The sequence below is a fragment of the Faecalicoccus pleomorphus DSM 20574 genome (assembly GCF_000420345.1).
Taxonomy (GTDB): domain Bacteria; phylum Bacillota_I; class Bacilli_A; order Erysipelotrichales; family Erysipelotrichaceae; genus Faecalicoccus; species Faecalicoccus pleomorphus.
In genome coordinates this window covers 1-26052 of the sequence record NZ_ATUT01000014.1, presented here as the reverse complement: position 1 = coordinate 26052, position 26052 = coordinate 1, and the positions used below count along the sequence as shown (strand labels likewise).

21 protein-coding genes, 1 tRNA gene and 1 pseudogene are annotated in these 26052 nt (G+C 40.4%); 6 read left to right on the top strand and 17 right to left on the bottom strand.

Annotated elements, in window-relative coordinates; translation table 11 throughout:
- Positions 1-4: 4 nt before the first annotated feature.
- Together G413_RS0107035 and G413_RS0107030 are read right to left on the bottom strand one after the other, a co-directional pair.
- Complete coding sequence (locus G413_RS0107035) at positions 5-865, bottom strand: respiratory chain complex I subunit 1 family protein (RefSeq protein WP_022790209.1); 861 nt, start codon at positions 863-865, stop codon at positions 5-7.
- A complete protein-coding gene (locus G413_RS0107030) occupies positions 862-2757 on the bottom strand; it encodes an NADH-quinone oxidoreductase subunit 5 family protein (RefSeq protein ID WP_022790208.1) in 1896 nt (631 codons plus the stop codon). Before G413_RS0107030 ends, G413_RS0107035 begins: the two co-directional genes overlap by 4 nt.
- Positions 2758-2945: 188 nt before the next feature.
- On the opposite strand from G413_RS0107030, the gene G413_RS0107020 reads away from it, so the two are divergent.
- Genes G413_RS0107020 through hypE form a run of 6 tightly spaced genes read left to right on the top strand, consistent with a single transcriptional unit; the run spans position 2946 to position 8253 of the window.
- Entirely contained in the window at positions 2946-3197 is a 252-nt protein-coding gene (locus G413_RS0107020; protein WP_162138401.1) for a hydrogenase maturation nickel metallochaperone HypA/HybF, read from the top strand.
- A 2-nt stretch (positions 3198-3199) separates the two neighbouring features.
- Positions 3200-3865, top strand: a complete 666-nt coding sequence (gene hypB, locus G413_RS0107015) for a hydrogenase nickel incorporation protein HypB (protein WP_022790205.1) — start codon at positions 3200-3202, stop codon at positions 3863-3865.
- A complete protein-coding gene (gene hypF / locus G413_RS0107010) occupies positions 3852-6035 on the top strand; it encodes a carbamoyltransferase HypF (protein ID WP_022790204.1) in 2184 nt (727 codons plus the stop codon). The genes hypB and hypF overlap by 14 nt, the downstream gene beginning before the upstream one ends.
- 4 nt (positions 6036-6039) lie before the next feature.
- A complete protein-coding gene (locus tag G413_RS0107005; RefSeq protein ID WP_022790203.1) occupies positions 6040-6261 on the top strand; it encodes a HypC/HybG/HupF family hydrogenase formation chaperone in 222 nt (73 codons plus the stop codon).
- Entirely contained in the window at positions 6248-7279 is a 1032-nt protein-coding gene (gene hypD / locus G413_RS0107000; RefSeq protein WP_022790202.1) for a hydrogenase formation protein HypD, read from the top strand. The genes G413_RS0107005 and hypD overlap by 14 nt, the downstream gene beginning before the upstream one ends.
- A complete protein-coding gene (hypE, locus tag G413_RS0106995; RefSeq protein ID WP_022790201.1) occupies positions 7276-8253 on the top strand; it encodes a hydrogenase expression/formation protein HypE in 978 nt (325 codons plus the stop codon). Before hypD ends, hypE begins: the two co-directional genes overlap by 4 nt.
- Here hypE and G413_RS11200 read toward each other — a convergent pair.
- The 15 genes and pseudogenes from G413_RS11200 to G413_RS12180 form a co-directional block, all read right to left on the bottom strand.
- Positions 8250-9344 (bottom strand): PDDEXK nuclease domain-containing protein, encoded by a 1095-nt coding sequence (locus G413_RS11200; RefSeq protein WP_022790200.1) that lies wholly within the window; start codon positions 9342-9344, stop codon positions 8250-8252. The two genes, hypE and G413_RS11200, sit on opposite strands and share 4 nt — an antisense overlap.
- Before the next feature lie 417 nt (positions 9345-9761).
- Positions 9762-10211: a helix-turn-helix domain-containing protein gene (locus G413_RS0106985; RefSeq protein ID WP_022790199.1), complete on the bottom strand. Its 450-nt coding sequence runs from the start codon at positions 10209-10211 to the stop codon at positions 9762-9764.
- Positions 10212-10300: 89 nt separating this feature from the next.
- The gene (locus G413_RS0106980) at positions 10301-10951 is read right to left on the bottom strand and encodes an HAD family hydrolase (RefSeq protein WP_022790198.1); all 651 of its coding nucleotides are present in this window, start codon (positions 10949-10951) and stop codon (positions 10301-10303) included.
- A gap of 52 nt (positions 10952-11003) precedes the next feature.
- Positions 11004-11080 (bottom strand) — tRNA-Pro (locus G413_RS0106975).
- Positions 11081-11173: 93 nt separating this feature from the next.
- Positions 11174-12217, bottom strand: a complete 1044-nt coding sequence (locus tag G413_RS0106970) for a ribonucleotide-diphosphate reductase subunit beta (RefSeq protein WP_022790197.1) — start codon at positions 12215-12217, stop codon at positions 11174-11176.
- A gap of 8 nt (positions 12218-12225) precedes the next feature.
- The gene (locus G413_RS0106965; protein WP_022790196.1) at positions 12226-14733 is read right to left on the bottom strand and encodes a ribonucleoside-diphosphate reductase subunit alpha; all 2508 of its coding nucleotides are present in this window, start codon (positions 14731-14733) and stop codon (positions 12226-12228) included.
- 301 nt (positions 14734-15034) lie between these two features.
- On the bottom strand, positions 15035-16567 hold the full coding sequence (gene purH / locus G413_RS0106960) for a bifunctional phosphoribosylaminoimidazolecarboxamide formyltransferase/IMP cyclohydrolase (protein ID WP_022790195.1): 1533 nt from the start codon (positions 16565-16567) through the stop codon (positions 15035-15037).
- Positions 16564-17145 carry a phosphoribosylglycinamide formyltransferase gene (purN, locus tag G413_RS0106955; protein ID WP_022790194.1) on the bottom strand — a complete coding sequence of 194 codons (582 nt, stop codon included), beginning with the start codon at positions 17143-17145 and terminating at the stop codon, positions 16564-16566. The genes purH and purN overlap by 4 nt, the downstream gene beginning before the upstream one ends.
- Entirely contained in the window at positions 17139-18170 is a 1032-nt protein-coding gene (gene purM, locus G413_RS0106950) for a phosphoribosylformylglycinamidine cyclo-ligase (protein WP_022790193.1), read from the bottom strand. The genes purN and purM overlap by 7 nt, the downstream gene beginning before the upstream one ends.
- A gap of 3 nt (positions 18171-18173) precedes the next feature.
- Entirely contained in the window at positions 18174-19553 is a 1380-nt protein-coding gene (gene purF / locus G413_RS0106945) for an amidophosphoribosyltransferase (RefSeq protein ID WP_022790192.1), read from the bottom strand.
- A gap of 8 nt (positions 19554-19561) precedes the next feature.
- A complete protein-coding gene (locus G413_RS0106940) occupies positions 19562-23254 on the bottom strand; it encodes a phosphoribosylformylglycinamidine synthase (RefSeq protein ID WP_022790191.1) in 3693 nt (1230 codons plus the stop codon).
- Positions 23255-23262: 8 nt separating this feature from the next.
- Positions 23263-23751 carry a 5-(carboxyamino)imidazole ribonucleotide mutase gene (gene purE / locus G413_RS0106935; protein WP_022790190.1) on the bottom strand — a complete coding sequence of 163 codons (489 nt, stop codon included), beginning with the start codon at positions 23749-23751 and terminating at the stop codon, positions 23263-23265.
- Positions 23752-23941: 190 nt separating this feature from the next.
- Positions 23942-24646 (bottom strand): gamma-glutamyl-gamma-aminobutyrate hydrolase family protein, encoded by a 705-nt coding sequence (locus G413_RS0106930; RefSeq protein ID WP_022790189.1) that lies wholly within the window; start codon positions 24644-24646, stop codon positions 23942-23944.
- A gap of 151 nt (positions 24647-24797) precedes the next feature.
- Positions 24798-25544, bottom strand: a complete 747-nt coding sequence (locus G413_RS11770; protein WP_022790187.1) for a helix-turn-helix transcriptional regulator — start codon at positions 25542-25544, stop codon at positions 24798-24800.
- Between the two features lie 197 nt (positions 25545-25741).
- A pseudogene (locus G413_RS12180) lies at positions 25742-26052 on the bottom strand (hypothetical protein); the annotation flags it as partial.

Here is a 26052-nt window from a genome sequence, read left to right as displayed (position 1 = left end):
ACCTTTATATCAACATCAGAATCAAAACATTGATTCCGCCACACAACAAAGTAATCAACCAGCATATATCCAAAAGCTTTCGCCAGTTTACACGAGCACTGATATTATCGATCAAAATTTCGATGAAGTACACCGCAAGGCAGGCCAGAATACCGATGATCCAGCTCCATGGCTCACCATGAATAAAGAACAAAGCAACCACCGCCAACAATAACATCTTTTCGTAATACTCGCCGATTTCCATAATCGCAAGCGTCGGCCCTGACATTTCGGTCGTGATCCCTTTGACAACTTCCTGATGGGCATGATGCGAAGTTGAAAGATCAAAGGGTGATTTTCTTAATTTGATGGCCATGATCAAAATATAGCCAACAAACAATCCGGGCATCATCCAAAAAGCAGCGCTGTTTTGGGCAATGATCTCATCCACACGAAACGATCCGGTTGCCAGATAAAAGCCGACCGCAATCAAAAGAGTCATCGGCTCATACGACATCATCTGCATCATTTCACGACTGGCCCCAATATTGGAGAATGGCGATGAATCACTGCTTGCCGCAAGGATCAAAAACATATCAGCTGTCGATAAGATGAACAACGACATCAAAATATCGGTTCCGAAAAATACCATACCGCCAGCAATCGCCAAAAAGATCAAATAGCTGCAATTCAACAACAGCTGCACACTGTTGACCGCAATCATCTGTTTAGAGAATAACTTATATAAATCATAAAACGGCTGCCAGATCGATGGTCCCTTGCGCCCCTGCATACGAGCTGTGATCTTACGATCGATGCCATCCAAAAAAGCACCGATAAAAGGAGCCAAAAGCAGATATAAGATCAAAGATATATATCGATTCATCCGATTGCACCTCCCAAAAGAATCGCAAAAGTCACAATCAAAACACTGGCGGCAACGATCTGTGATGGCCGAAGCAATCGTCTTCTACCAAACTCAAAGCGCAGATACCAGTTAGAAAGATAGAGTTTTTTCGATTCTCCCATGCTGTCGATAAAATGAGAGTTATCACCCACATTCACACCGTTCATGTAAGTAGGCACATAATCACGCGGTGCCATACGTGTAATCAAAAACATCATCGAAGGCACCAACAAAACGCTGCACACCATGATGACCATAGTGGTCAATTCACTCATCGATAAGACATCCTGTGTAGCTCCAAACAAAGATAAAACGATTGGATTGACCACAAAGCCGGCCAGTAACGGGAATAATAGACACAGTAAAATCATGATCACACCCAATACGCCCATGGAAAAGTATTCATCTTTTCGTGTCGCATCATGATCCGGTGTATTTGGTTTGTGCATCGCGATCAATTTTCCTAACCATTTTGTCCAGTAAAACATCGTAGAAGCACTACCAAAGGCAATAAAGATCACTAATAATACATTCCCTGAATCCACAAAAGCCTTTAGAGCCACCCATTTACTAATCAACATCCCAAACGGTGCCAGATACATACCGGCAATACCGATTCCCATGATATAGGCAAGCTTTGGCAAACGTAAGATCAAGCCATGCATATGTTCAATATCGCGGGAACCGATGCTGTTTTCTGTAGCCCCCACGCTTTCAAACAACATGGATTTACTAACGGAATGAAAGATCATCAAAAAGATGGCAGCCCACACCGTTTGTTCTACTCCGATACCGGCACAGGCAACAATCAATCCTAAATTGGAAATCGTTGAAAAAGCCAATACTTTCTTGGCATCGTTTTGTGCGATGGCCATCATACTGGTCGTAATAAAGGTAAAGCCTCCGATAAAGGCAACCACCATTCCGCAAAGATTTCCATATAAGGCCGGTGCAAGGCGAATCAATAAATAGACACCGGCTTTGACCATCGTTGCACTGTGCAAAAGCGCACTGGAAGGTGTCGGTGCCACCATGGCCCCAAACAACCATGTAGAAAATGGCAACTGTGCACTTTTTGTCAATCCGGCAAGACAGAGCATGCCGATGATCATCGTGTTCCCACCGGAAACGATATCCTGCATCTGTACACTGTGATTCTGCATAGCACAAAGCCAGATGGCCACCGCAAAGCCGATTCCGCCAAGCAAATTCATCCATAATGCCTTAAAACTATTATCAATCGCTTCATCCGTCTGTGTGTATCCTATCAACAAGAAAGAAATCACACTGGTAACTTCCCAGAAAAAATACATCCAGATCAGATTGGAAGAAAGAACCAGTCCAAACATGGCGGCCATAAATACAAACAGCAAGGCAAGAAAGGTATTGCTTCGATCGATGATTCCACGATGATTTTCATGATAACTTTTCATGTAGCCAACCGAATACACTCCAATCAGTCCACCAACCACACTGCAAAGTATGCACATCAACAGTGCCAAAGAATCCACAGTCGTATGTGTCGATTCCACAAGAGGAATAGAATGTTCCACCCATAAGGTAAGGACTGTCTGACTGATGGCTAAAAGAGAAATCCATCGCTTTTTGTGCTTAAAGCTTTTATATACAATAAAGATCATCAAAAATACTTCTATGACCTGCATCAATAAATCAATGAAGCCAGTCTGAGGATACAAATGCCATGGTTTTGCACCCTGCAAAATCCATTGCCCCACCAGTAAAAAACAGCACAACATCATCAAAGCTACGGTTCCATAAATGACATACCCTCGTCTTTTACTATTTGAATCTAAAAAAATAAGAATGGCACCTATGAAAGGTATCAGTGTCAAAGCAGGTATCAAATACAAACGACATTCCCCCTCTGATCTATCTCATAATTCACATTATATGCCTAAATGAAAAGGGTTTCCATTCTATTTTTATTTTTTAGGGGGTATAATACGGATATGCATGAAATGGAAATCACCCAACATATCCTGCAGGATGTCCTACAAATCGCCAAAGAACATCAGGCAAAAAAGTCACCGAAATTTCATTGATTCTAGGTCCGTTTTGCGGCTTTGTTCCAGAGTGCATTCAAATGTATATGGATGTCATTTCTAAAGATACAATTGCCGAAAATGTGCAGATCAAAGTAAAAGAAATCGGACTAAAAGTATATTGTAATCAATGTCATAAAGAATCCGAGATCGATCGCAGGCATATTGAATGCCCTTATTGCCACAGCATGGATCTCAAGCGATTATCCGGCAAGGAATGTATGATAGAAAGCATAAAGGTGGAATAGCTATGGAAATCAAAGTATATCATCAAATCATGGATTGGAATGAAGATGTAGCCGATCAAGTCAAAGAAACATTACATCAACATCACACAATCTTGATCAATATCATGGGATCACCGGGTGCCGGTAAAACTAGTGTGTTAAAAATATTGATCCAACATCTAAAAAAAGACTATTCAATTGGTGTGATTGAGGGAGATATCACAACAGATATCGATGCCAAAACCATACATGATCTAAATATTCCCTGCGTGGAATTGAACACAGATGGCGCCTGTCATATTGAAGCGATGAGCGTTCAAAAAATTCTTCCGGAGTTTGATTTAGACCAAATCGATGTTCTTTTTGTAGAAAATATCGGCAATCTGGTCTGTCCGGCTGAATTTGATATTGGAGAAAATATGCGCATTACGATCTTAAGCGTTCCAGAAGGCGATGATAAAGTTGTCAAATATCCGTTGATGTTTACCGATACCGATTGTCTGGTCATCAATAAGATCGATGTATTACCCTACTTTTCCTTTGATTTAAATCGTGTGCAAAATGACTATAAAGCCATTAACCCAAAAGCACCGTTCTTTACGGTAAGCACAACTACCCAACAGGGCATTGAAGAATTAGTCAACCATGTAAAAGAAAGGATCGAAACACTGCTTCATGATCCATCTTAAAATTCGGATACAAGGAATCGTACAAGGTGTCGGTTTTCGCCCGTTCCTTCATCGACTTGCCAAAGCACACCACATAAGTGGTACAGCCTATAATGACAGCAAAGGCGTTATCCTTCATATCCAAGGACATAAAGAAGATGTACAAGCTTTCTTAAAAGAGCTGCCACAAAAAGCGCCTTGTCATTCGAAGATCGAATCGATTGACACAACAAAACAACCTTTAGAAACCTGGAACAGCTTTACGATTCAGGAAAGTAAAAGCGGTATCCATCAAACGCTGATTTCTCCGGATATGGCACCTTGTCAGGACTGTATCAACGAAATGTTAAATCCTAAAAATCGGCGATTTGGCTATCCCTTCATCAACTGTACTAACTGCGGCCCTCGCTATACGATCGTTAAAGACATTCCGTATGATCGAAAGAATACAACAATGAAAGATTTTACGATGTGCTCTTTGTGTCAGCAGGAATACGAAGACATACAAGATCGCCGCTATCACGCACAACCTAATGCCTGTGCCAATTGCGGCCCTACCCTTTTTTATCAAGGAGAACAGAAAAAAGGTGATCCTTTAGAAAATGCCATTCAGGATTTAAAAGAAGGAAAGATCGTAGCCATCAAAGGCATCGGCGGTATTCATTTAGCCTGTGATGCCCGTAATCCAAAAGCCGTTCTTCGCTTACGACAACGCAAGCATCGAGAAACAAAGCCATTTGCCATCATGGTCAAAGATATCAATACCGCCAAGGAATTTGTCAGGGTTTCAGTCGATGAAGAACAGCTTTTGACATCTTGCCAAAGACCGATTGTACTATGTGCAAAAAAGAAGAAAGAAGCTTATAAAGAATTATCCGAAAATAAGGATCTGGGCATTTTGCTTCCGTACAGTCCTTTGCATATTTTACTGATGGAAAAAATGGATGCATTAGTCATGACCAGTGCCAATCTAAGCAATACACCGGTTTTGATCGATAACAACGAGGCTTTGGAAGACTTAAAACACATCGCAGACTCCTTCTTACTTCATGATCGCACTATTGAAAATCGCTGTGATGATTCCTTGTTGCGAAACTTTCAGGGAAAACCTTACTTTATACGCCGAAGTCGAGGTTATGTTCCTACACCACTAAGCAGTAAAACCGATGTAACCGGAATACTGGCTCTAGGTGCTCATCAAAAAGGAAGCTTTGCCTGGGGAAAAGACCACTATGTGTTTTTAAGCCCTTATATTGGAAATTTGGAAACAGTAGAAACCTTCAATCATTACAAACAAGCATTATGTACCTATCAAAGATTGTTTGATTTAGAAGCCCGACAAATCGTTTGCGATTTACATCCGGACTATACAACGACACGGTTTGCCAAAAATCTTTCTCTTCCGTTGATACAGGTGCAGCATCACCATGCGCACATGGCTTCCTGTATGATGGAAAATAACTTAGATGAAACTTGTTTCGGCATCATCTTTGATGGAACCGGATTCGGAAAGGATCATACGGTCTGGGGATCTGAATTTTTAGTTGGTGATTATGCTGATTTTAAACGTGTTGGATCCATCAAACAGATTCCTTTATTAGGCGGCGACAAAGCCATTCATGAAATCGGAAGAATCGCCCTGGCACTCTCCATAGAATCCAACTGTGAAATCCCCATTTTTGAAACCGGCAAACAAAAGATTCTAAAACAAATGCTGCCCAAAAGCATTCAAACCAGTGGTATGGGCCGCCTTTTTGATGGTTTCTATGCTCTGATTACGCATACAAAAGCACAGGATTACGATGGACAGGCCCCTGTATTATTAGAATCTATGGCCGCCGCAACAACGGAATCGTATCCACTTTGTTTCTATGAAGAAAATAATATTCGATTCTTTGACTGGTCAGAAATGATCCATCACGCTGTAACGGAAACAAAAGCACCAGAGATACAAGCAGCCAAAATGATGAATACAATCATTGAAATGACCATCGATCAAACGCTACATTTAAATCCTAAGCATCTACCCATCGTATTAAGTGGCGGATGTTTTCAAAACCAATACTTGTTGAAAGAAATCGTTTATCGTCTGCAGGAACTTCAATATACAGTCTATTGGCATACGCAAGTCAGTTGTAACGATGAAGGTATTGCCTTAGGACAATTAGCCATTGCACAAAAAAGGATGTGATAACATGTGCCTTGCTATTCCTTTAACCATTGAAAAAATCGAAGGAAACACCGCCATAGCCGGTGCTCACGGAATTTCGCAAACTATACGAATCGATTTTATACCCGATGTACAAATCGGTGATGAAGTCATGGTCCATGCCGGCTTTGCGATTGAAAAAGTCGATTCCCAGGAAGCCCAAAAGACAAGAGATTTATATCAGGAGATATTCAATGCATTTCAGTAAACCAAAACGCCCTATCCAGTTGATGGAAATCTGCGGAACGCATACCATGTCCATTGCCCGATCGGGTCTAAAAAGTCTGCTTCCGGATGATGTAAAACTGATCAGTGGCCCGGGCTGTCCGGTATGTGTGACTCCTTCATCTCTGATCGACTTAGCTTATGATCTGGCACAAAGACCAAATACCCTTCTTTGCAGCTATGGTGATCTTTTACGCATTCCCGGAAATAAATATTCATCTCTTCAAGGATTGCCACAGGTCAAAATTTGTCTATCCTGCATGGATGCCTTAACACTGGCCAAAGAAAATCCGTCTAAGAATGTGATTTTTTTAGGTGTCGGCTTTGAAACAACTGCACCTGGAAGTGCCATTGCGATTTTAGAAGCCCAACGACAAAACATTCAAAACTTTTTCTTTTTGAGTCTTTTAAAACAGACAAAGCCTGCCATATGCACTTTGTTAGAACAAGAAAACACACTAATCGATGGATTTCTTTGTCCGGGACATGTCGCCGCCATTATCGGTGAACAAGGATTTTCCTTTTTGCCAAACCAATATCATCGCCCCGGTGTTATCAGCGGCTTTGATCCCGAAGACATCTTATATTCAATTGAACTGTTGATTCAAATGTTGAACCAGGACAAACCTGCCATTCAAAACACATATGGACGTATCGTAAAACCTCAAGGAAACCAAACAGCACAAGCGATCATTCAGATAGTCTTTGAACCACAGGATAGTCTTTGGAGAGGTTTGGGAAACATCTCAAAAAGCGGTTTACAGTTAAAAAAAGAATATGAAACCTGGGATGCCTGGAAACGATTTAATTTACCCCCTTTAACGAATACGGAACCCAAAGGCTGTCAATGTGCCTCTATTTTATGCGGACAAAAAGAGCCAAAACAATGCCCCTTATTTAAAACTGTCTGCAAGCCACAAACACCGATTGGCCCTTGCATGGTATCCAGTGAAGGGGCATGCGCTGCCAGTTATTTATATGAAAGCGAGGATCTATTATGAACGATATTTTGATGGATCATGGAAGCGGAGGACAACTAACTTCCGATTTGATTGATGAACTGATCGTACCAACCTTTAAAAATCAACATCTGACTGAATTAAAAGATGGGGCCATCTTGCCGGATCCACAAAACAAACTAGTTTTTTCCACCGACAGCTTTGTAGTCGATCCATGGAAGTTTCCCGGCGGTGACATCGGAAAATTGGCCGTTTGCGGCACAATCAACGATCTTTGCATGGCCGGAGGAATCCCTAAATATTTGTCCTGTTCTTTGATCGTTGAAGAAGGTTTTCATATCGATGACTTAAAAACGATCCTACATTCCATGCAGCAGACCGCGAAAAACGCAGATGTTTCGATCGTAACCGGTGATACTAAGGTCATTGAAAGACAAAAAGGAAATCAAATCTATATCAACACAGCTGGTATTGGAATTCTTCAAAGACAAACCTCCTACCAATATCAGGAAAACGATGTCATTGTCTTATCCGGTGCTATGGGATGCCATGGTGCCAGTATTTTCATGGCCCGTGAAGATATTCATTTACAGGGAGAGTTGCTTTCCGATTGTGCCTGTTTAAAAGAAAAAGCTATGAAAGCCATGGCATATGATAGTCTTAGAATCCTGCGTGATCCAACCAGAGGCGGTGTCGCGACCACATGCATTGAACTGATAGAAAAATCAGACTTTGGAATGGAACTTTATGAAGCTTTACTTCCTGTCGATCCAAATGTACAAACACTTTGTGACCTTTTAGGTTTTGATCCTTTATATTTAGCTTGTGAAGGACGTATGCTTTGTATCATGAATGAAAATGATGCCAAACAACTTTGTGAGCAATTAAAAGATGGTGCCAAAATTATCGGCAAAATTACCAAAGAACATCCGCAAAAACTATATTTAAAAACAAAGATTGGAGCAACACGCCAACTTCATAAGCTGTCCGGTCAACCTTTACCCAGAATCTGTTAGATGTTTAGCCTCTTTTGTCCGTTTTCTGTCTTTTGCAGCAAAAACAACGTTTTTTGCTTTTCTATTTCAGCTTTCAATTCTTCCTGAGTTGGAAGATACAGCTTATATTTTGTCGCAAATAAATGTTCATTTTCTTTCAAAACGGAATAAAGCGCAATATCTTCATCTGTATCCGAACACAAGATAATACCGATGGTTGGATTATCATCCGAAGAACGTTTTAATTCATCATACATTCGAACATACATATCCATTTGACCAACATCTTGATGGGTGATCTTGCTGGATTTTAAATCAATCAACACAAAACATTTTAAATAGTAATTATAGAAAACAAGATCGATAAAGTAATCCTGTTTTTCAGTCTGTATATGTTGTTGCCTTGCGACAAAGGCATACCCTTTACCTAGCTCCATCAAAAAATTCTGGATATTGGTAATGATCCCCTTCTCCAGATCTGCCTCTGTAAAATCAGCATTGGAAGACAAACCCAGAAATTCTGCCACAACTGGATTTTTAATAAATTCCAGTTGATCTTTTTGATACTCAGCCGTTAATGCCTCCATTTCTTTTTTTACGTGATCTTTTCTCTGCGTTTTCAACATGCGGTAATAATACTGAGACGAAACATTTCGCTGTAAAGTTCTAACACTCCAAGTTTCCATAAATGCTTCGCGAGCATACCATTCTCTGGCATTTTTATCTTCCACCTGAATTAATACTCGGTAGTGCGTCCAACTTAAAAAAGAATTAAATTTTCCACGCAGTGAGTGGAAAATCTCTGGAAACATAGTATAAAATTTATAAAAACTATATAGATTTGTTTTGGTAAACCCTTTTCCATAAATCCTTGTCAATTCTTTTGAAAGCTTTTTTATAACTTGCCCACCATATTCTGCTCGTTTATCTCCTTTCAATATTTCTTCAGAAATACGGTACCCCATTAACCAATTGCGATAGACCAAGGCCGTATTTATGGCCTGATAAGCATTCTTTTGAGAAGTATCAATAATATGTTTCATATCTGAAACAATATCATCTGTTTTCGTAAACTCAATTAAGCTGTTTCTTGTTTCTACGTTTTTGTTCATTTCGATCACCTTCCTGTTATGTACAACTTTATCGGATAAAAGTGACCTATTTCTTACCAAAACCATAAAAAATCATTTTTTTACACTCAACAGAAATCCTATCATTTTAAACCTTTAATTTCACAATAGAAACATACTAAAGTTTCAAACTTCGCCATAGTACCTACAACAATATAGCAAGGCGGGAGCAAGCGGATAACCATTCTACGTTCCGCAGAGAATTCATAAACACTGGAATAATTTGATAAAAAAAGCTTAGCCAGGGATTCCTGCCCACAGCTAAGTGATTTTTGACATTGATGTTCCAAAACAGTTAAATGACGTGAATATACTTTGATCTTGATAGTAAATATAATTATCGATCCTAAACTTCTATGTATAAAACTTTACATAGAAGTTTTATTTTTTTCATTTAAATTATTTATTCTGATTCCATGTTTTACCCAATATGTCTTTTAAAACCAACATCGCATCCAGTTGATTATAATCATATCGTTTCTTTAAATCATCCAATAACTCCTGTAAGCCATCAGCATATCGCTCTACATCCACTACATCTGCATAGATTCCTAAAACCGGATACTGTTTAGACCACATTTTGGTCCAATCGATCTTTTTTTGCGTTTCTTCACTGGTATTCTGGATGACCTTTTCGATTTCCTGCACATCTGTATCATATTCCATCAAATCATCTAAGCTCAATTCATATAGTCGTGCCATTTCTTTCGCCTGAAAAACATTCGGCAGTGTTTCATCGGTTTCCCATTTAGATACTGTCTGTCGAGAAATACCTAAAATCTCCGCGACTGTTTCTTGTGATAATCCTTTTTTTCGTCTTGCGTTATATAAATTGTTTCCCAAACTCATATAAAATCCTCCATCTGCTTCTATTGTAGATGGAGGATTTCTTATTGTCTATCAATGAAAATATACAGTTGAGCCCGTTTTCTATGCATTTATAGAATTCCTGTTTCAATCGCTGCTTTGGCCTCTAACAAATCTTTATAAATATGCACCGGCATATTTAATATTTCCTGCGTTGGTTTTAACATATCCGGTATCATGATCGTTGTACATCCTGCATTCACTCCGGCATGGACCCCATGTATCCCGTCTTCAAATACGTAACAATCCCTGGCATCGACTCCCATTCGTTTAGCTGCCAATAAAAATACTTCCGGTGATGGTTTGGCATGTTCTACTTCCTGTCCACTAGTGACCACATCAAAATAACATTCCGTTTTTGAGACCTGTAAATTATTTTGTATCATTGATAATGGAGAACTGCTGGCAACTGAGATTTTTAATCCATTTTCTTTAAAGAATGATAATATTTCTAAAACACCTTTTTTAAGTGGCACCTGATGCCTGGTCAACTCTGTAGTATTTTCAAACAACTCATTCAATAGAATTTTTGGATCCTTTGTTGGAAAATAACTTTTAAGATTTCTTAACATTACATCCCCGCTGGTTCCACGTGATGTGTTAAAAAACTCTTGTGTCAATGTCAGACCATGTTTATCTGCCACTCTATGCCATGCGATATCAAATAGCTTTTCTGTATCAAACAGCAAGCCATCCATATCAAAGATTGCTCCTTTTTTCATTATGTTCCTTACCTTTTACAAAAAAAGCCGTCCTCAGACGACTGTTATTTCATGGTCGGGATGACAGGATTTGAACCTGCGACCTCTTCGTCCCGAACGAAACGCACTACCAAGCTGTGCTACATCCCGATAAGATCGATACCTTAATAATATACCTCGATTTGAAGGGAATCTCAACTAAAAAGTAAAAGAGGTTGAAATAAAGCTTCAACCCCTCAGATTTTATAAATCATCGACAATCGCACTGCTCTTGGCATAGGCTGTACTTTTTGCCTCAAAGAAATCAGTCTTGATCATATTTGCATTGGAATACATCGATACCCAGCTCATACTTTCCGGTTCACTGTCATAGCCTTCATACAAGCGTTCAAAGCCTAAACTATGTGCTCTGAAATTTCCCAGATAGTGAATGTAGTCTTCTACCATTTCCATAGTCAAACCTTCAATATCATTACCAATGACGTATTTGCCCCATTTGATCTCTTCTTCCACACCTTTTTTCAACATGGCACGATACACTTCAACACGCTCCGGTGTAAACAATTCCGGCTCTTCCTTTTGAAGTTCTAAGATGATCGAACGGAACAGCCATAAATGTGTATTTTCATCTCGATTGATGTAACGAATCTCATTCGCACTTCCCGGCATTTTTCCCATACGTCCCAAATTATAGAAGAACATAAATCCGGAATAGAAATAAATTCCTTCCAAGATATAATTTGCCATGATCATCTGCATAAAATGGAAAGGATCTTTATGTTCTTGAAACGCATTGTATAAATCACCGATAAATTTATTTCGATTCAATAAGATTTCATCGTATTTCCACTGATAAAGAATATCATCTCGTTCCTGTGGAGAACAGATAGAATCTAACATATATGAATAGCTTTGAGAATGCACGGCTTCCTGAAACTGTTGAATAGACAAGCACAAATTGACCTCATTGGCCGTGATGTATTCACCAACATTGGGAAGGTTTGCTGTCTGTAAGGAGTCCAGGAAGACCAAAAAAGAAAGGATCTTATCGTAGGCTGTCTTTTCGGCCGGTTTTAATGAACGATAATCTTTGACATCCTGTGATAAGTTAATTTCTTCCGGAATCCAGAAGTTGTTCATCGCCTGACGATACCATTGCGATACCCAACTGTATTTCATATTGTTGAAGTCATTTAAATTTGTCGTATTTCCATTGATCATACGACGCTTTGTAACCTCAATATCGCCATTTTCATTAAATAATGCCTTTTTCTGTAATTGTTCCATATGACCTCCTATGCACTGCAGCTCTCACACTCTTCGACTTCCAGCGATTTAGAGCGCACATAATACAATGTTTTCACATTTTCTTCCCATGCCTGTATAAACAAGTTCAAAAGCTTACGCATTGTAAATTCTGTTGTGATATACAAGTTTACCGATTGTGCCTGATCAATATGACGCTGACGAACACCGGCCGCCTTAACCAACCATGTCTGATCAATCAAATGCGCATTCTTATACAACCAGAAAGTCTGCTGGTTTAAATCCGGTGCCACACGGGCAATCATGGAACCTTTCTTTTCCTCTAAGAAGAATTTGTTCATAATCGGATCACAACACGCACTGGTTCCCGCAATGATGGATGTCGAGCTCGTTGGAGCAATGGCTAATAAATAACCATTACGCATTCCGTTTTGATGAACTTCATCCTGCAAGTGTTTCCATGCCTCCGATATATAACCTCGTTTTGTGAAATAAGCACCGGTATCCCAGTCACTTCCTTCAAAAATTTCGTATTTCCCTTTTTCCTTTGCCAGTTCCATGCTCGTACGAATCGCGTAATAATTGATTTTTTCATAGAGCTGATCGACAAATTCCAGATGCTCTTCACTTTCAAAACGGAAGCCGTTCTTGACTAACATATGATGATATCCACTGGTTCCTAAACCAATCGGACGTACTTTATGGTTGGTCAGTTTCGCATAAGGAATCGGATAATAATTCAAATCGATGACATTATCCAAAGCACGAATTACAACCGATACGATATGTTCCAACTCCTTATCGTTTTTGACATCGATTTTTCCTAGCGTTAAGCTTGCCAGGTTACAGACGACAAAATCACCCGGTACATAACGTTCTACGACAACATCCTGTCCATCGACTTGAACCACTTCGTTAGGCAAATGATGGATCGGTTTCATATTCTGCGCAATTTCCGTACATAAGTTTGAACAATAGATCATCCCCTGATGCGGATTTGGATTGGCACGATTGACGATATCCCGATTAAAGGTAAACGGTGTTCCTGTTTCCACACAAGATTTTAAGATCAGACGCACTAAGTCTTTGATATTGATCGTGCGCTTATGAATGCGATCATCCTGCACACAATCCCAGTATTTCTCTTCCCATTCTTTTCCATAAGAATCTTCCAAATGATAACCTTTGATGGTATAAACTTCATGCGGGCACATCAGATACCATGTGCCATCCAAATCTTCTTTGACCATGCGCCAGAAAAGATCTGGATAACATATGGCCGGAAAAACATCATGTGCTTTCATACGATCATCACCATTGTTGGTACGAAGCTGTAAAAACTCTGGTAAATCTTTATGCCAGGCATCCAGATAGACAGCTACTGCCCCCTGACGAACACCTAGCTGATCAACGGCAATAGCAGTATCATTGACCAGCTTGATCCAGCGAATGACACCGCCGGCAGCACCTTTAAAGCCACGAATATCACTGCCATTCGCACGAACCTTACCAAAATATAGACCCATTCCTCCACCATGTTTAGAAACTTGTGCAAAATTATCAATAGATTTATAGATCCCATCTAAAGAATCTGGTACGGTATCAATGAAACAGCTTGACATCTGATGAAACGGCTTACGTGCATTGGACATCGTTGGAGTTGCCATCGTTACTTTCAATTCACTTAAAATATCATAGATTTGTTTAGCCCAGAATACACGATCTTGTTCCGGTAAAGCCAGATGCATCGCAATCCCCATGAACATCTCCTGTACACTTTCTAAAATCTCACCACTGTGAGAGCGAATCAAATAACGATTGATCAATAAATCTAAACCTGAATAGGTAAACAAATCATTTCTTTCTTCTTTGATATACGCTTCTAATTCATCAATATCTGAATCACTATAAGCCTGACGAATATAATCACCGTATAAACCTTCTTTTTCCAAATAAGCGATCTTTTCCGCAAAAGAATGTACACCATACTTTAACATGCGAGCCTTGATTTCCTGATGAAGGAATTCACTTTGAAAACGAGCTGCGATCATTTCCCATTGCGGCTGTTCCATGGAAATCAGTTCTACACAGGCACGAACCAACATTTTTTCTGTTTCTTTTTGCGAATCCTCTGCTTTATAAAAAGTCTTAAACTTCTGATATAAAGTCGATAGATCATAGCCAAATTCACGTTCCACCTGCATCAAGATCTTTGGCACAGCCGGATTATAAACAAGTTTTTCAAACTGAGCGATCTGTTCACGAAGTCTGGCGCGCTGGGATCGATATAAGATATAAGCCTTCGCTTCATCATAAAAAGAGTGTTTCATCAACTCTCTTTCAACTAAATCCTGTACTTCTTCAACTGTCGGTGTCTGGTTGCGAGACTGAAATTCATCTTGTATTTCAATCACGATTTGATCCAATACCGCCTCATCAATCTCAGAATGTAAAGAGGCAAATGCTTTTTTGATGGCAATTTTAATTTTTTCTACATTAAAAGGTTGAATGGTTTTATCACGTTTAATAATATTCATACAATTAGAGTCTCCTTGCCGTATTACCATAACAGAAATATAGGCTTTGCTCTATTGATTTGACCATGGAGAGAATATAAAAAAGAAGATAGCTGTTGTGCTACCTTCCGTATATAAAGAAATTGATATATTCCTGCAGTTCATCACTGAGCTCTTTTCCTAAATATTTTCCAATCCGATTCTTTGACTTCATACATACAAATACCTGCTTTCTGCCCCATTTGTAACAATATTGAATCCGTCTTTCAATCTTTTTCCATACAAAAAGCGAAGAAACAACGCCTTCGCTTCTTAACTGATCTTAGTGCTTAAAATGACGGATTCCGGTATAAACCATCGCAATGCCATGTTCGTTGCAGACATCAATGCTGTCCTGATCACGAATCGATCCACCTGGCTGAATGATTGCTGTTACACCGGCTTTGATGGCTTCTTCGACCGTATCCGGCATCGGGAAGAACGCATCACTGGCCATAACCGAACCTTTGGCTTTTTCTCCGGCTTCTTCGATCGCAATTTTGGCAGAACCGACACGATTCATCTGGCCAGCACCGACACCAATCGTCATATCATCTTTAACCAATACGATCGCATTCGACTTCACATGCTTGACAACTTTCCATCCAAACAACAACTGCTTAATTTCTTCCGGTGTTGGTTTTCGGTTTGTCACACAACGCAGATCTTCTTCCTTGATCTGATGCATATCCATTTCCTGTACCAGCAAGCCATCATTGACATTCGTATATTTCAAAGACGTATTCACAGACAATGTCGTATCCAGCTTCATTAAACGAATATTCTTTTTACGCGTTAAGATTTCCAAAGCTTCCGGTGTAAAGTCCGGTGCGATGATGATCTCCAAAAAGATCTTGGATAATTTTTCCGCCAAACCTTTTTCCACCGTATCGTTTAAAGCAACAATACCACCGAAGATGCTGACAGGATCGGCTTCATACGCTTTATCCCAGGCCGCTTCGATATTTTCACCGATACCTACACCACATGGATTCATGTGTTTTAAACCAACGGCAGCACACTGACCTTCAAAATCCTTAAGGATTTCAATAGCCGCATTGCCATCCTGGATATTGTTGTAGGAAAGTTCTTTACCATGAAGCTGTGTCGCATTGGCCAAAGAGTACTGCGGATTCATACCTTTATAGAAAGCTGCTTTCTGATGTGGGTTTTCTCCATAGCGAAGATCCTGTACCTTATCAAAAGTAATGGTTAAACTTTCCGGGAATTCCTCGCCGGTTTTCTTGGTCAGATAATCGGCAATCATCGCATCATAACGAGCCGTGTGACGGAACACTTTAGCTGCCAGAAATTCACGAGTTACCGGACATGTATCTCCATTTTCCTGAATTTCTTTTAAGACTTTATCATAATCTTTTGGATCACAGACAACCGTGATGCTCTTATAATTTTTTGAAGCACTTCGTAACATGCTTGGCCCACCGATATCAATGTTTTCGATGATTTCTTCGTGGGTTACACCTTTCTTTTGTACGGTTTCTTTAAATGGATATAAGTTTACACAAACAAGATCGATATATTCGATGCCTAATTCCTGTAACTGTTTGACGTGTTCGGGATTATCACGTACACAAAGTAAAGCTCCATGCACTTTTGGATGCAATGTTTTTACACGTCCATCCATAATTTCCGGAAAACCGGTTACATCACTGATACCGATTGGATTTAATCCTGCTTCTTCCAATGCTTTTTTGGTTCCTCCGGTCGAGATGATCTCATAACCACAATCCACTAATCCTTTTACAAATTCTACTAAGCCTGTCTTATCAGACACGCTGACCAATGCTCTTTTCATTTCTTTCCCTCCATTTCTTCGGCAACACTTTTGATGACCTGCCAGAACAAGTCATATTCCATGGCATGTACATGCTCTTCCAATGTTTCCAGGTTCCAATTTGGATCGATCGGTATACGCTCCTGGCGAATGATCGGCCCAGTATCGACGCCTTCATCTACATAATGCACCGTGACACCGGTTTGAGATACACCGGCCTCAAAGGCATCCTGAATGCTGTGAGCCCCTGGAAATTCTGGTAAATAGGCCGGATGCAGATTGATGATTGCTTTCGGATAGGCTTCTAAAAGTACCTTGCCGATAAAGCGCATATAACCGCTTAATACGATCAAATCCACATTTTTATCTTTTAGTACTTTTAGAATATCCTTTTCATACGCTTCTTTGTTTGGATAGCTTTTCGGATTAAAATAGTAGTCCTCGATCTGATGTTGTTTGGCACGTGTACGAGCATATGCCTGTTCTTTATCCACAATCAGACATTGGCATTGCACCGGAAGCGAACCATCCTCGATATGTTGAAGAATAGTTTCAAAATTCGTTCCCGATCCACTGGCAAAAACCGCAATGTTTACCATTGTACATCAACCTCGCCACTGTCCGTGACTTCGCCGATCACATAGCTGGTTTCACCAATGGCCTGTAAAGCATCCTGCACCTTTTGTACATCTTTTGGATCGACCGCCATCACAAAACCAATACCCATATTAAAGACATTGTACATTTCCTGATTTTCGATTTTTCCTTTTTGCTGGATGAAATCAAAGATCTTCGGTCGTGGGAAAGCCTTGGTATCAATACGAACACCCATTCCCTCTTTTAACATTCTCGGTACATTTTCATAGAAACCGCCGCCGGTAATATGACTCATCGCATGAATATCCACCTGATCAAATAAAGACGATACAGCTTTGACATAGATCTTAGTCGGTGTCAAAAGTACATCACCTAACACCTGACCATCCAATTCCTCATAAGTCGCATGTGCATCCAGATGATTATCCTTGAACAAGACCTTACGCACCAAAGAGAATCCGTTGGAATGTACACCAGTACTTGGCAAGCCGATCAATACATCGCCCACTTTTAAATTCCGGGAATCTTTTAGTTTACTTTTATCGACAACCCCGACACAGAAACCAGCCAAATCATAGTGATCTACATCGTACATATCTGGCATTTCTGCAGTTTCGCCACCAATCAAAGCACAAGCAGACTGTACACAGCCATCGGCCACACCCTTAACAATCTGCTCAATGACTTCTGGCTTATTTTGTCCGACCGCAATATAGTCTAAGAAATAGATAGGTTTGGCTCCCTGCACCAACACATCATTAACACACATGGCTACCGCATCGATTCCGATCGTATCGTGCTTATCCATTTCAAATGCCAACATCAGTTTTGTACCAACGCCATCGGTACCAGATACCAGTACCGGTTCTTTTAAATTGTAAACACTCAAATCAAACATACCGCCAAAAGCACCCAATGAATCAATGGCGCCTTTGACTTTGGTACGGGCTACATGAGATTGGATACGACGAACACTTTCGTATCCGGCCTCTAAATTGACACCCGCTTCTTTATATTGTTCTGCCATACGTTACTCCTTTATCTCTTTTATATAATCGCAAAGCTTTGCGGAATAATTTCCGTTAAAACAAGCTAAACAGCTTGTATCGGGAATACATTTTTTAAAGTCCTCCAGACTTAAAAATCGAATGGATTCCACTTGAAACAAAGCACACATTTCTTCTTCGGTATAATTATAGGCTGCCAGTTCTTCCTGTCTTGTACGTTCTGTTCCATACAGACAAGGATAGCTGATCTTAGGCGATGCGATACGTAAATGCACTTCCTTGGCACCGGCCTCCTTCAACAATACCGAAAGGCGCTTGGCCGTTGATCCTTTAACGATACTGTCATCGACCAGGATCACACGTTTTCCTTTCAAGACCGAAGAGATCGCATTTAAACGAACGCGCATTCCTTCCTGGCGCTGCTGCTTGGTCGGTCGAATGAAGGTCGAACCGATATACCGGTTTTTCATCAGGCCGATCTCGTACGGCATCCCTGATATACGTGCAAAGGCTACAGCTGCCGAGGTAGCGGTATCCGGTACACCGATAACCATATCTGCCTGTACATCCTCCTGTCTTGCCAAGGCTTCTCCACAACGGGTACGCACTTCATGTACCGTCTGTGTATTGACAATACTGTCAGGACGAGAGAAATACACATACTCCATGGCACATGTTGTTTGCTTGTGGGCTGGAACCAGTTGTATGGATTCCACTTTATCCGGACAAAGACAGAGCAGTTCGCCGGGATTGACTTCCCGTTCAAAATGAGCGCCTAAGATACCAAAGGAACAGGTTTCACTGCTGAAGATCGAGCCTTGTTCGCTTTTTCCCATACTTAAGGGATGAATGCCATAGGGATCTCGCATCACGTACAAAGAATCCCTTGTGGCAATCATAAAGTTATACGCCCCTTCGATCATCTGCACTACACCGCGAATCTTATCGACAAATTTACCCGGATGAATCTGAATCAAATGGGCGATCAGTTCCGCATCACTGGTTCCCTGAAAGATCAATCCTTCTTCCTCCAGCTGATTTCTTAGTGTGATCGCATTGGTGATCATGCCACTGGTGACGATCGCAAAATGTCCCTGATGGGCCCGAACCATGATCGGCTGCACATTTTCCAGCTGAGAATCACCGGTTGTCGCCATACGAACCTGTCCTATGGCAATCGAACCTTTTAAATCCTGTAGGGAAGCGCTGGATATCGTTTCCGATAACAGCCCTAATCCCTTGATACAGGAAACGGTTTCTCCATTAGATACCGCAATGCCGACACCATCCTGTCCTCGATGCTGCATCGCATGAAGACCATAATACGCACTGTTGGCCGCATTCTCACTGCCAAAGATCCCTAAGATTCCCGAAGAATCTTGAATCACATTTGTCTGTTTCATAGACGATCCTATTTATGCGTAAAGTAACGCACACCGTTTTCAAATATATTCTGGTCTTTGTTTCCCGCAATATTTTGGAACAGACCCGGTTCATAACGTTCGCTATGTCCCATCTTACCAAAGATCTTTCCATCTTCACTCAAGATGCCCTCAATAGCCATCGTAGAACCATTGATATTATCTAAACCATCCATGGTCGGCTGTCCTTTTTCATTGACATATTGCGTAGCCACCTGACCATTCTGTACCAGTTTTTCAATCACATCGGCAGAAGCCACAAACTTTCCTTCGCCATGACTCATGGCCACACTGTGAATTTCACCCGGTTTCATAGAAGCTAACCACGGTGATTTATTTGAAGTAATGCGCGTTCTGGCAATATGAGAAACGTGACGGTTGATATTATTTCTAAATAAAGTTGGATTGGATGCATCCAGTTTTTCAATATCACCGTATGGAAGCAGACCTGCTTTGATCAAAGCCTGGAATCCGTTACAGATTCCCAGAATCAATCCATCGTTTTCTCGCATCGTGCAAATAGCTTTCCAAATCTTTGGATTTCGCAAGGCATTGGCAATAAATTTACCCGAACCATCCGGTTCATCTCCACTGGAGAAGCCGCCGACGATCATTAAAATCTGTGCCTTGGAAATTTCATCTGCTAAGGTATCAATACTTCTTTGCAGGTTTTCTACCGTAAGATTATTGATAACGACTTGATGAACCTCGGCTCCAGCTCTTTCAAATTTCTGTGTTGTATCGTATTCACAGTTCTGTCCCGGGAAAATTGGAATAACCACGACCGGTTTTTCTACAACCACTTTAGATTGTGGTACTTTTGCTTCGGTGAGTGGTGTATCCAATACTTCTTTTCCTAAATCGACACGAACCGGATACACTTCGTTATAACGCTTCATCCAAGCTTCTAAAGCCTCATCGATTGTTACACTTTCGCCATTTAACACAATGCGTTTTTCTTCATTGGTAATTCCCAATAAAGTAAAGTGTGGATCCTGAATCGTTTCGGTTGTTTCTACGATCAAAGATCCGATGTTAAAGCCGTACAGATCTTCATTGCTTTCAATGGCAACACCGAGTTTATTTCCAAAAGCCATCTTGGCAATCGCATAACCGATACCGCCAAATTTAACGGCACTCGCCGCAACGATCTTACCTTCCCGCATCATTTTACGAACTGCTTCAAAGTTATCCTTTAACTGTTCATAATTTGGTGTATGGTCTTCTTTTGGATCATGTTTGATCAAATAGACATAGTTACCCGGCTTTTTAAAGCTGGCTGAAATAATATTTTCTGTTTTTTCGGACGTAACCGCAAAGGTGATCAATGTCGGCGGTACGTGAATATCTTTATAGGTACCGGACATACTGTCCTTACCACCGATACTTGGTGTTTCAAAAGCAAGCTGGGCATCGATCAATCCTAATAAAGCCTGCATCGGATTGCCCCATTTTTCAGGATCTTTTCCTAAATGCTCAAAGTATTCCTGATTGGATAAACGACACGTTTTATAATCGGCACCCAAAGCGGTCATGCGAGCCAAAGCTTCCACAACGGAATAGCTGGCTCCTAAGTATGGTGAATATTTGCTTAATTTTGGATCATAGCCATAGGTCATCAAAGAACAAGTATGCGTCATGCCAAAGACCGGCAGTTTCTGTACGCTTCCTTCTTCCGGTGTCAGCTGATAAAAACCACCAAATGGCATCAGAACGGTTGATTTTCCGATCGAGGCATCAAACATTTCACTTAAACCGATCTGGCAGGCCACATTGGGATCCTGCAGCGTATCGATCAAGTTAGAATGTGTTGGTGCAAATGGTTTTTCATCATAGGTACTTTCCACAACTTCTACGTTTTGATGTTGGCGAACACCGTTGGTATCTAAGAAAGCTCTGGACATATCGACAATGGTTTTGCCTCTAAAATGCATCACCAGACGATTGGTATCCGTAACATCGGCCACTTTGATGGCTTCCAGATTTTCTTTTTCGGCTTCTTTTTGGAAGGCTTCAAAATCACTGGCCGCAATACAACAAGCCATACGCTCCTGTGATTCACTGATCGCCAGTTCCGTTCCGTCTAAGCCCTGATATTTAACCGGTACCGCATCCAGATTGATATCCAGACCATCGGCTAATTCACCCACAGCCACACTGACACCACCGGCCCCAAAGTCATTGGCCTTTTTGATCAGCCTTGTACAATTTGGATTTCTGAATAAACGCTGCAGTTTACGCTCGATCAGGGCATTTCCCTTTTGAACTTCACTGCTGCATTTCTCCAAGGATGTTTCATTATGTTCTTTACTGGATCCGGTAGCGCCGCCGATTCCATCACGACCGGTTGCACCACCGATCAACACGATGATATCGCCAGGCAGTGGTTTTTCTCGTTTCACATGACTTTTAGGAGCCGCACCGACAACGGCACCGACTTCCATACGTTTGGCGACATAGCCTTCATCAAAGACTTCTTCGACAAAGGTAGTGGCAAGTCCAATCTGGTTTCCATAGCTGGAATAACCATGGGCTGCCGTTTTTGAAATTTTGGACTGCGGAAGCTTATGCTCCATCGTTTCTTCGATCGGTTTGGTAATATCTCCGGCACCGGTAATACGCATAGCCTGATATACATAGCTTCGACCCGATAATGGATCTCGAATGGCACCACCGATACAGGTAGAAGCCCCGCCAAATGGTTCAATTTCTGTAGGATGATTGTGTGTTTCGTTTTTAAACATCAACAGCCAGTCTTCCTTTTGTCCGTTGACATCAACCTTGATTTCAACCGAGCAGGCATTGATTTCGTCACTGACTTCCAGATCATCCAGTTTGCCTTCCTTGCGAAGATATTTACCGGCAATCGTGGCCATATCCATCAAGGTTTGTTCCTTTTTATTGCCATGAACCTTTTCACGCAACTTTAAATATCGTTCATAGGAAGCTTGAATCTGTTCTTTTAAAGTCGAACATTTAAAATCAACAGAATCCAATACCGTTTCAAAGGTCGTATGACGACAATGATCCGACCAATACGTATCCAACACTTTTAATTCGGTCATCGTACAGTCACGTTTTTCTTCATTTCGGAAATAATTTTGTACATGTTCGATATCATCAAAACTCATCGCCAAGCCTTCTTTTTGACGAAGGACTTCCAATTCTTCTTTAGACAACGAAGTAAATCCTTCCAATACCGGTACATCGGCGACTTCTACATCCTGATCATCTTCTAAAACCGAAAGATCTTTAACACGAGCTTCTACCGGGTTCACGATATACTGCGTAATCTTTTCCAACTGTGCTTCATCTATCGTTCCAGAGAATACCAGTAATGTTCCCGAATGAATACGCACGCTTTGTTTATTGTTGAGCAACATCAAACACTGCATGGCACTATCGGCTCTTTGATCGTATTGTCCCGGAAGATATTCATAAGCCAAATACGTCTTTCCTTCCAGATCAACAGTATCCAACACTTCATCGGTGACAACTTCACTACAGACATTTTTCTTTAAAAGAGCAATATCATTTTCATCCGCTTCAAAAATGTCATAAATATTGTATTGTTCCAAACCAAAATCATCGCTTAATCCTAAAGAAGTCTTTAATTCATGGCAAAGCGATTCACTTTCAACCTGAAACTGTTCCTTCTTTCGTACAAAAATTCGTGTATTCATGCGTCCTCCTACTCTACGACAGAATCGGCCAATACTTTTTCAGCCTGCGCTTTTTTGAAATCCACGATCTTCTGTTGAAGATCTTTATCGGCTAAGCCCATCATCTGACATGCAAGGATGGCCGCATTGCGAGCACCAGCTTTCCCAATGGCAACGGTAGCCACCGGTACCCCCTGAGGCATCTGTACTGTGGACAACAAAGAGTCCATACCGCCTAAAGTACTGGTTTGAATCGGAATACCGATCACCGGTAACGGCGTAGAACTTGCCAATACACCGGCCAAATGAGCTGCACCTCCGGCTGCCGCAATAATCACTTGTACTCCATTTTCTACCGCCTGTTCACTTAATTCGATAACGGCATTCGGTGTGCGGTGTGCACTCAACACGCGTACTGTATAGCTTACCCCAAAATCATCCAACTGTTTCATACAGCCTTCCATGCTCGGCAGATCACTGCGTGATCCCATCACGATCAAAACTCTTTTTGTGTCCATTTTCTTGTCCTCTCTTTCATTAAAAAAAGCGCACCTTTTTTAGGCACGCTTAAAACAGTCCATGTTCTTCAGTTTTGTAAATCTTCTTAAGACCATAAGTAAGACCTCCAAAAAACAAACTTCCTGCAACGTTATTTTACATGAAGGTTCTTTACAATACAATGACTATTTTGAAGAAGATTTGCACATTTTAGTGTTCAGTGACCCAACGAAACAGCTTTGCCATCAAAGGATCGGTATCCACCATCATTTCCGGATGCCACTGTACACCTAATAATGGCTGATCTGGTAAACTGATAGCTTCAATGATTCCATCCGGTGCTTTGGCATCTATATGTAAACCTTGTCCTAATTTACCAACAGCCTGATGATGTAGGCTGTTGATCGCAATCGTATCGGTTTGTAACAGCTTATATAAACCACCATCCTTATCCAGTGATGCGGTATGAACGATATTGCCATCATAATCAAAGGCATGGTTGATTTCCTGACTTAAGGAAGGAATATCCTGAATTAAAGTACCACCTAAAGCGATATTGACAAGCTGCATTCCTCGACAAATCGCCAGTGACGGTTTTTTTGATTCAATTGCCAGCTTGGTAAAAGCCAACTGAGATACATCAACATCATAATCATAAGCACCACACTTGGCATGAGGCATTTCTCCGTATAAGATCGGAGCAATATCCATACCGCCGATCAAGACAAAACCATCGCATAACTCGATATATTGTTTCATCTCTTCTTCAGAACAGATACATGGAATGATGATGGGAAGACCACCGGCCTTTTGTACAGCATGTACATATGTTGTGGTCACATTCATTTTTTTATATCCACATAAAGATGGATCCATCATAATAATCTGTGAAGTTGTGATTCCTATCTTTTTCATTTTCATCCCTCATTTCGAAAACGATTATACAGGTTTTCCCTGTAAAAAATCTAGTATATTCATATGATAGATTTCATTTCTTGAAAAGTTCATAGTATCCATGCTGATAACATATTTAGGAATCATAACTTCTACCTTTTCCACAAGATATTCAGATTTCATAAAATATAAACGCTCTACAGAACAACTTATTTCTTTTTTTAGAAACAACTTTCTTGCTGTAGGAACATATGAATCCCAATATCGGAAAAATGCCATATAATAAAGGATGAAAACTAAACATCACCATGATATTTGCGCGCACCTGATTCCAAAACGCAAACCCCTGCGATATCCATTGATTTGTATTTTGTATTTGAAGTTCGATATAAAACACATGGTAAAAACTATACATCAATATAGAAATAATCAGTCCTATACAGATCAAACTTGTTAAGATCAAAAACACTCGATGTACCCATAAAGGCATTGATACCCGTTTCAACAGCCGACTTTCCGTCAATACATCACCGATCAGATAACCAATACCGGATAATAAGACACAAGCCACAAACGGACATAGAATTAAGAATGACCATGGCACCGTATAATATTTTCTCATCTGATCTATGTCATGAGATACAATAATCATCCAAATTACCAAAACAGCAGCTAATAAAATCAATAGAATGAATTTCTTTTTGGGAAATGGATACTTATTTTTTGTTTGTAGAAGTTCCTGAACGTCCACATCAAACAGTACAGCCATTTCTTCAATTCTATCTAAGTCTGGTTCTGTTTTTCCGTTTTCATAGTTAGATATGGTCTGTCTTGTCACATAAAGCTTTTGCGCCAGTTCTTCTTGTGACATAGATTTCTGTTCTCTATATTTACGGATATTTTGAGAAAGATTTGACATAAGATCACCTTCCTTCAATTACAGTATGGTAAAATCATGTCAATTTGTTACGCAAAGATTCTTTAACATCCCTTTATTCAATGATTTTAATTATTTCTTCCTTATACATGTATAGAATATTGAGTTATGCAGCTCATTTTATTGGATTTCGCTAAGTTCAACTAAAAAGTTGATGCAGAGAATTAAAAATGATGTTTTTAATTTTGATAGAGCGTAAGCACATTAATTGGCAACTCAAAAGAACATATGTCTTTTGTCACAAAGGAAACAGATCCTTTCATAGCCAACATATAAGCTTTTGTTTTTCTGGCTTCCGCCCTGATTTGGTATTTCATCTGTTTACGGAATACAAGCCAATCCAAATAGTGCTGAAGATGTCTTATGGAGACTCCATGATAATGCTTGATCATTTGTTTGAATTCCTGATGCAGCTGATTCACTTCGCCCAGACTGTTTCCATTCCGACTTGTATAGTTTTTTTGGTTCGGTTTAGGTCGGATCGTATCTT

Bases quoted from the DNA above. Each gene is read 5' to 3' on its own strand.
- G413_RS0107005 (WP_022790203.1), top strand. From the start codon at position 6,040: ATGTGCCTTGCTATTCCTTTAACCATTGAAAAAATCGAAGGAAACACC.
- hypF (WP_022790204.1), top strand. From the start codon at position 3,852: ATGATCCATCTTAAAATTCGGATACAAGGAATCGTACAAGGTGTCGGT.
- purM (WP_022790193.1), bottom strand. From the start codon at position 18,170: ATGGCAGAACAATATAAAGAAGCGGGTGTCAATTTAGAGGCCGGATAC.
- G413_RS0106930 (WP_022790189.1), bottom strand. From the start codon at position 24,646: ATGAAAAAGATAGGAATCACAACTTCACAGATTATTATGATGGATCCA.
- G413_RS0106985 (WP_022790199.1), bottom strand. From the start codon at position 10,211: ATGAGTTTGGGAAACAATTTATATAACGCAAGACGAAAAAAAGGATTA.
- G413_RS0106970 (WP_022790197.1), bottom strand. From the start codon at position 12,217: ATGGAACAATTACAGAAAAAGGCATTATTTAATGAAAATGGCGATATT.
- G413_RS0106940 (WP_022790191.1), bottom strand. From the start codon at position 23,254: ATGAATACACGAATTTTTGTACGAAAGAAGGAACAGTTTCAGGTTGAA.
- hypD (WP_022790202.1), top strand. From the start codon at position 6,248: ATGCATTTCAGTAAACCAAAACGCCCTATCCAGTTGATGGAAATCTGC.
- hypB (WP_022790205.1), top strand. From the start codon at position 3,200: ATGGAAATCAAAGTATATCATCAAATCATGGATTGGAATGAAGATGTA.
- purE (WP_022790190.1), bottom strand. From the start codon at position 23,751: ATGGACACAAAAAGAGTTTTGATCGTGATGGGATCACGCAGTGATCTG.
- purF (WP_022790192.1), bottom strand. From the start codon at position 19,553: ATGAAACAGACAAATGTGATTCAAGATTCTTCGGGAATCTTAGGGATC.
- G413_RS0107035 (WP_022790209.1), bottom strand. From the start codon at position 865: ATGAATCGATATATATCTTTGATCTTATATCTGCTTTTGGCTCCTTTT.
- hypE (WP_022790201.1), top strand. From the start codon at position 7,276: ATGAACGATATTTTGATGGATCATGGAAGCGGAGGACAACTAACTTCC.
- purH (WP_022790195.1), bottom strand. From the start codon at position 16,567: ATGAAAAGAGCATTGGTCAGCGTGTCTGATAAGACAGGCTTAGTAGAA.
- purN (WP_022790194.1), bottom strand. From the start codon at position 17,145: ATGGTAAACATTGCGGTTTTTGCCAGTGGATCGGGAACGAATTTTGAA.
- G413_RS0106965 (WP_022790196.1), bottom strand. From the start codon at position 14,733: ATGAATATTATTAAACGTGATAAAACCATTCAACCTTTTAATGTAGAA.
- G413_RS0106980 (WP_022790198.1), bottom strand. From the start codon at position 10,951: ATGAAAAAAGGAGCAATCTTTGATATGGATGGCTTGCTGTTTGATACA.
- G413_RS11770 (WP_022790187.1), bottom strand. From the start codon at position 25,544: ATGTCAAATCTTTCTCAAAATATCCGTAAATATAGAGAACAGAAATCT.
- G413_RS11200 (WP_022790200.1), bottom strand. From the start codon at position 9,344: ATGAACAAAAACGTAGAAACAAGAAACAGCTTAATTGAGTTTACGAAA.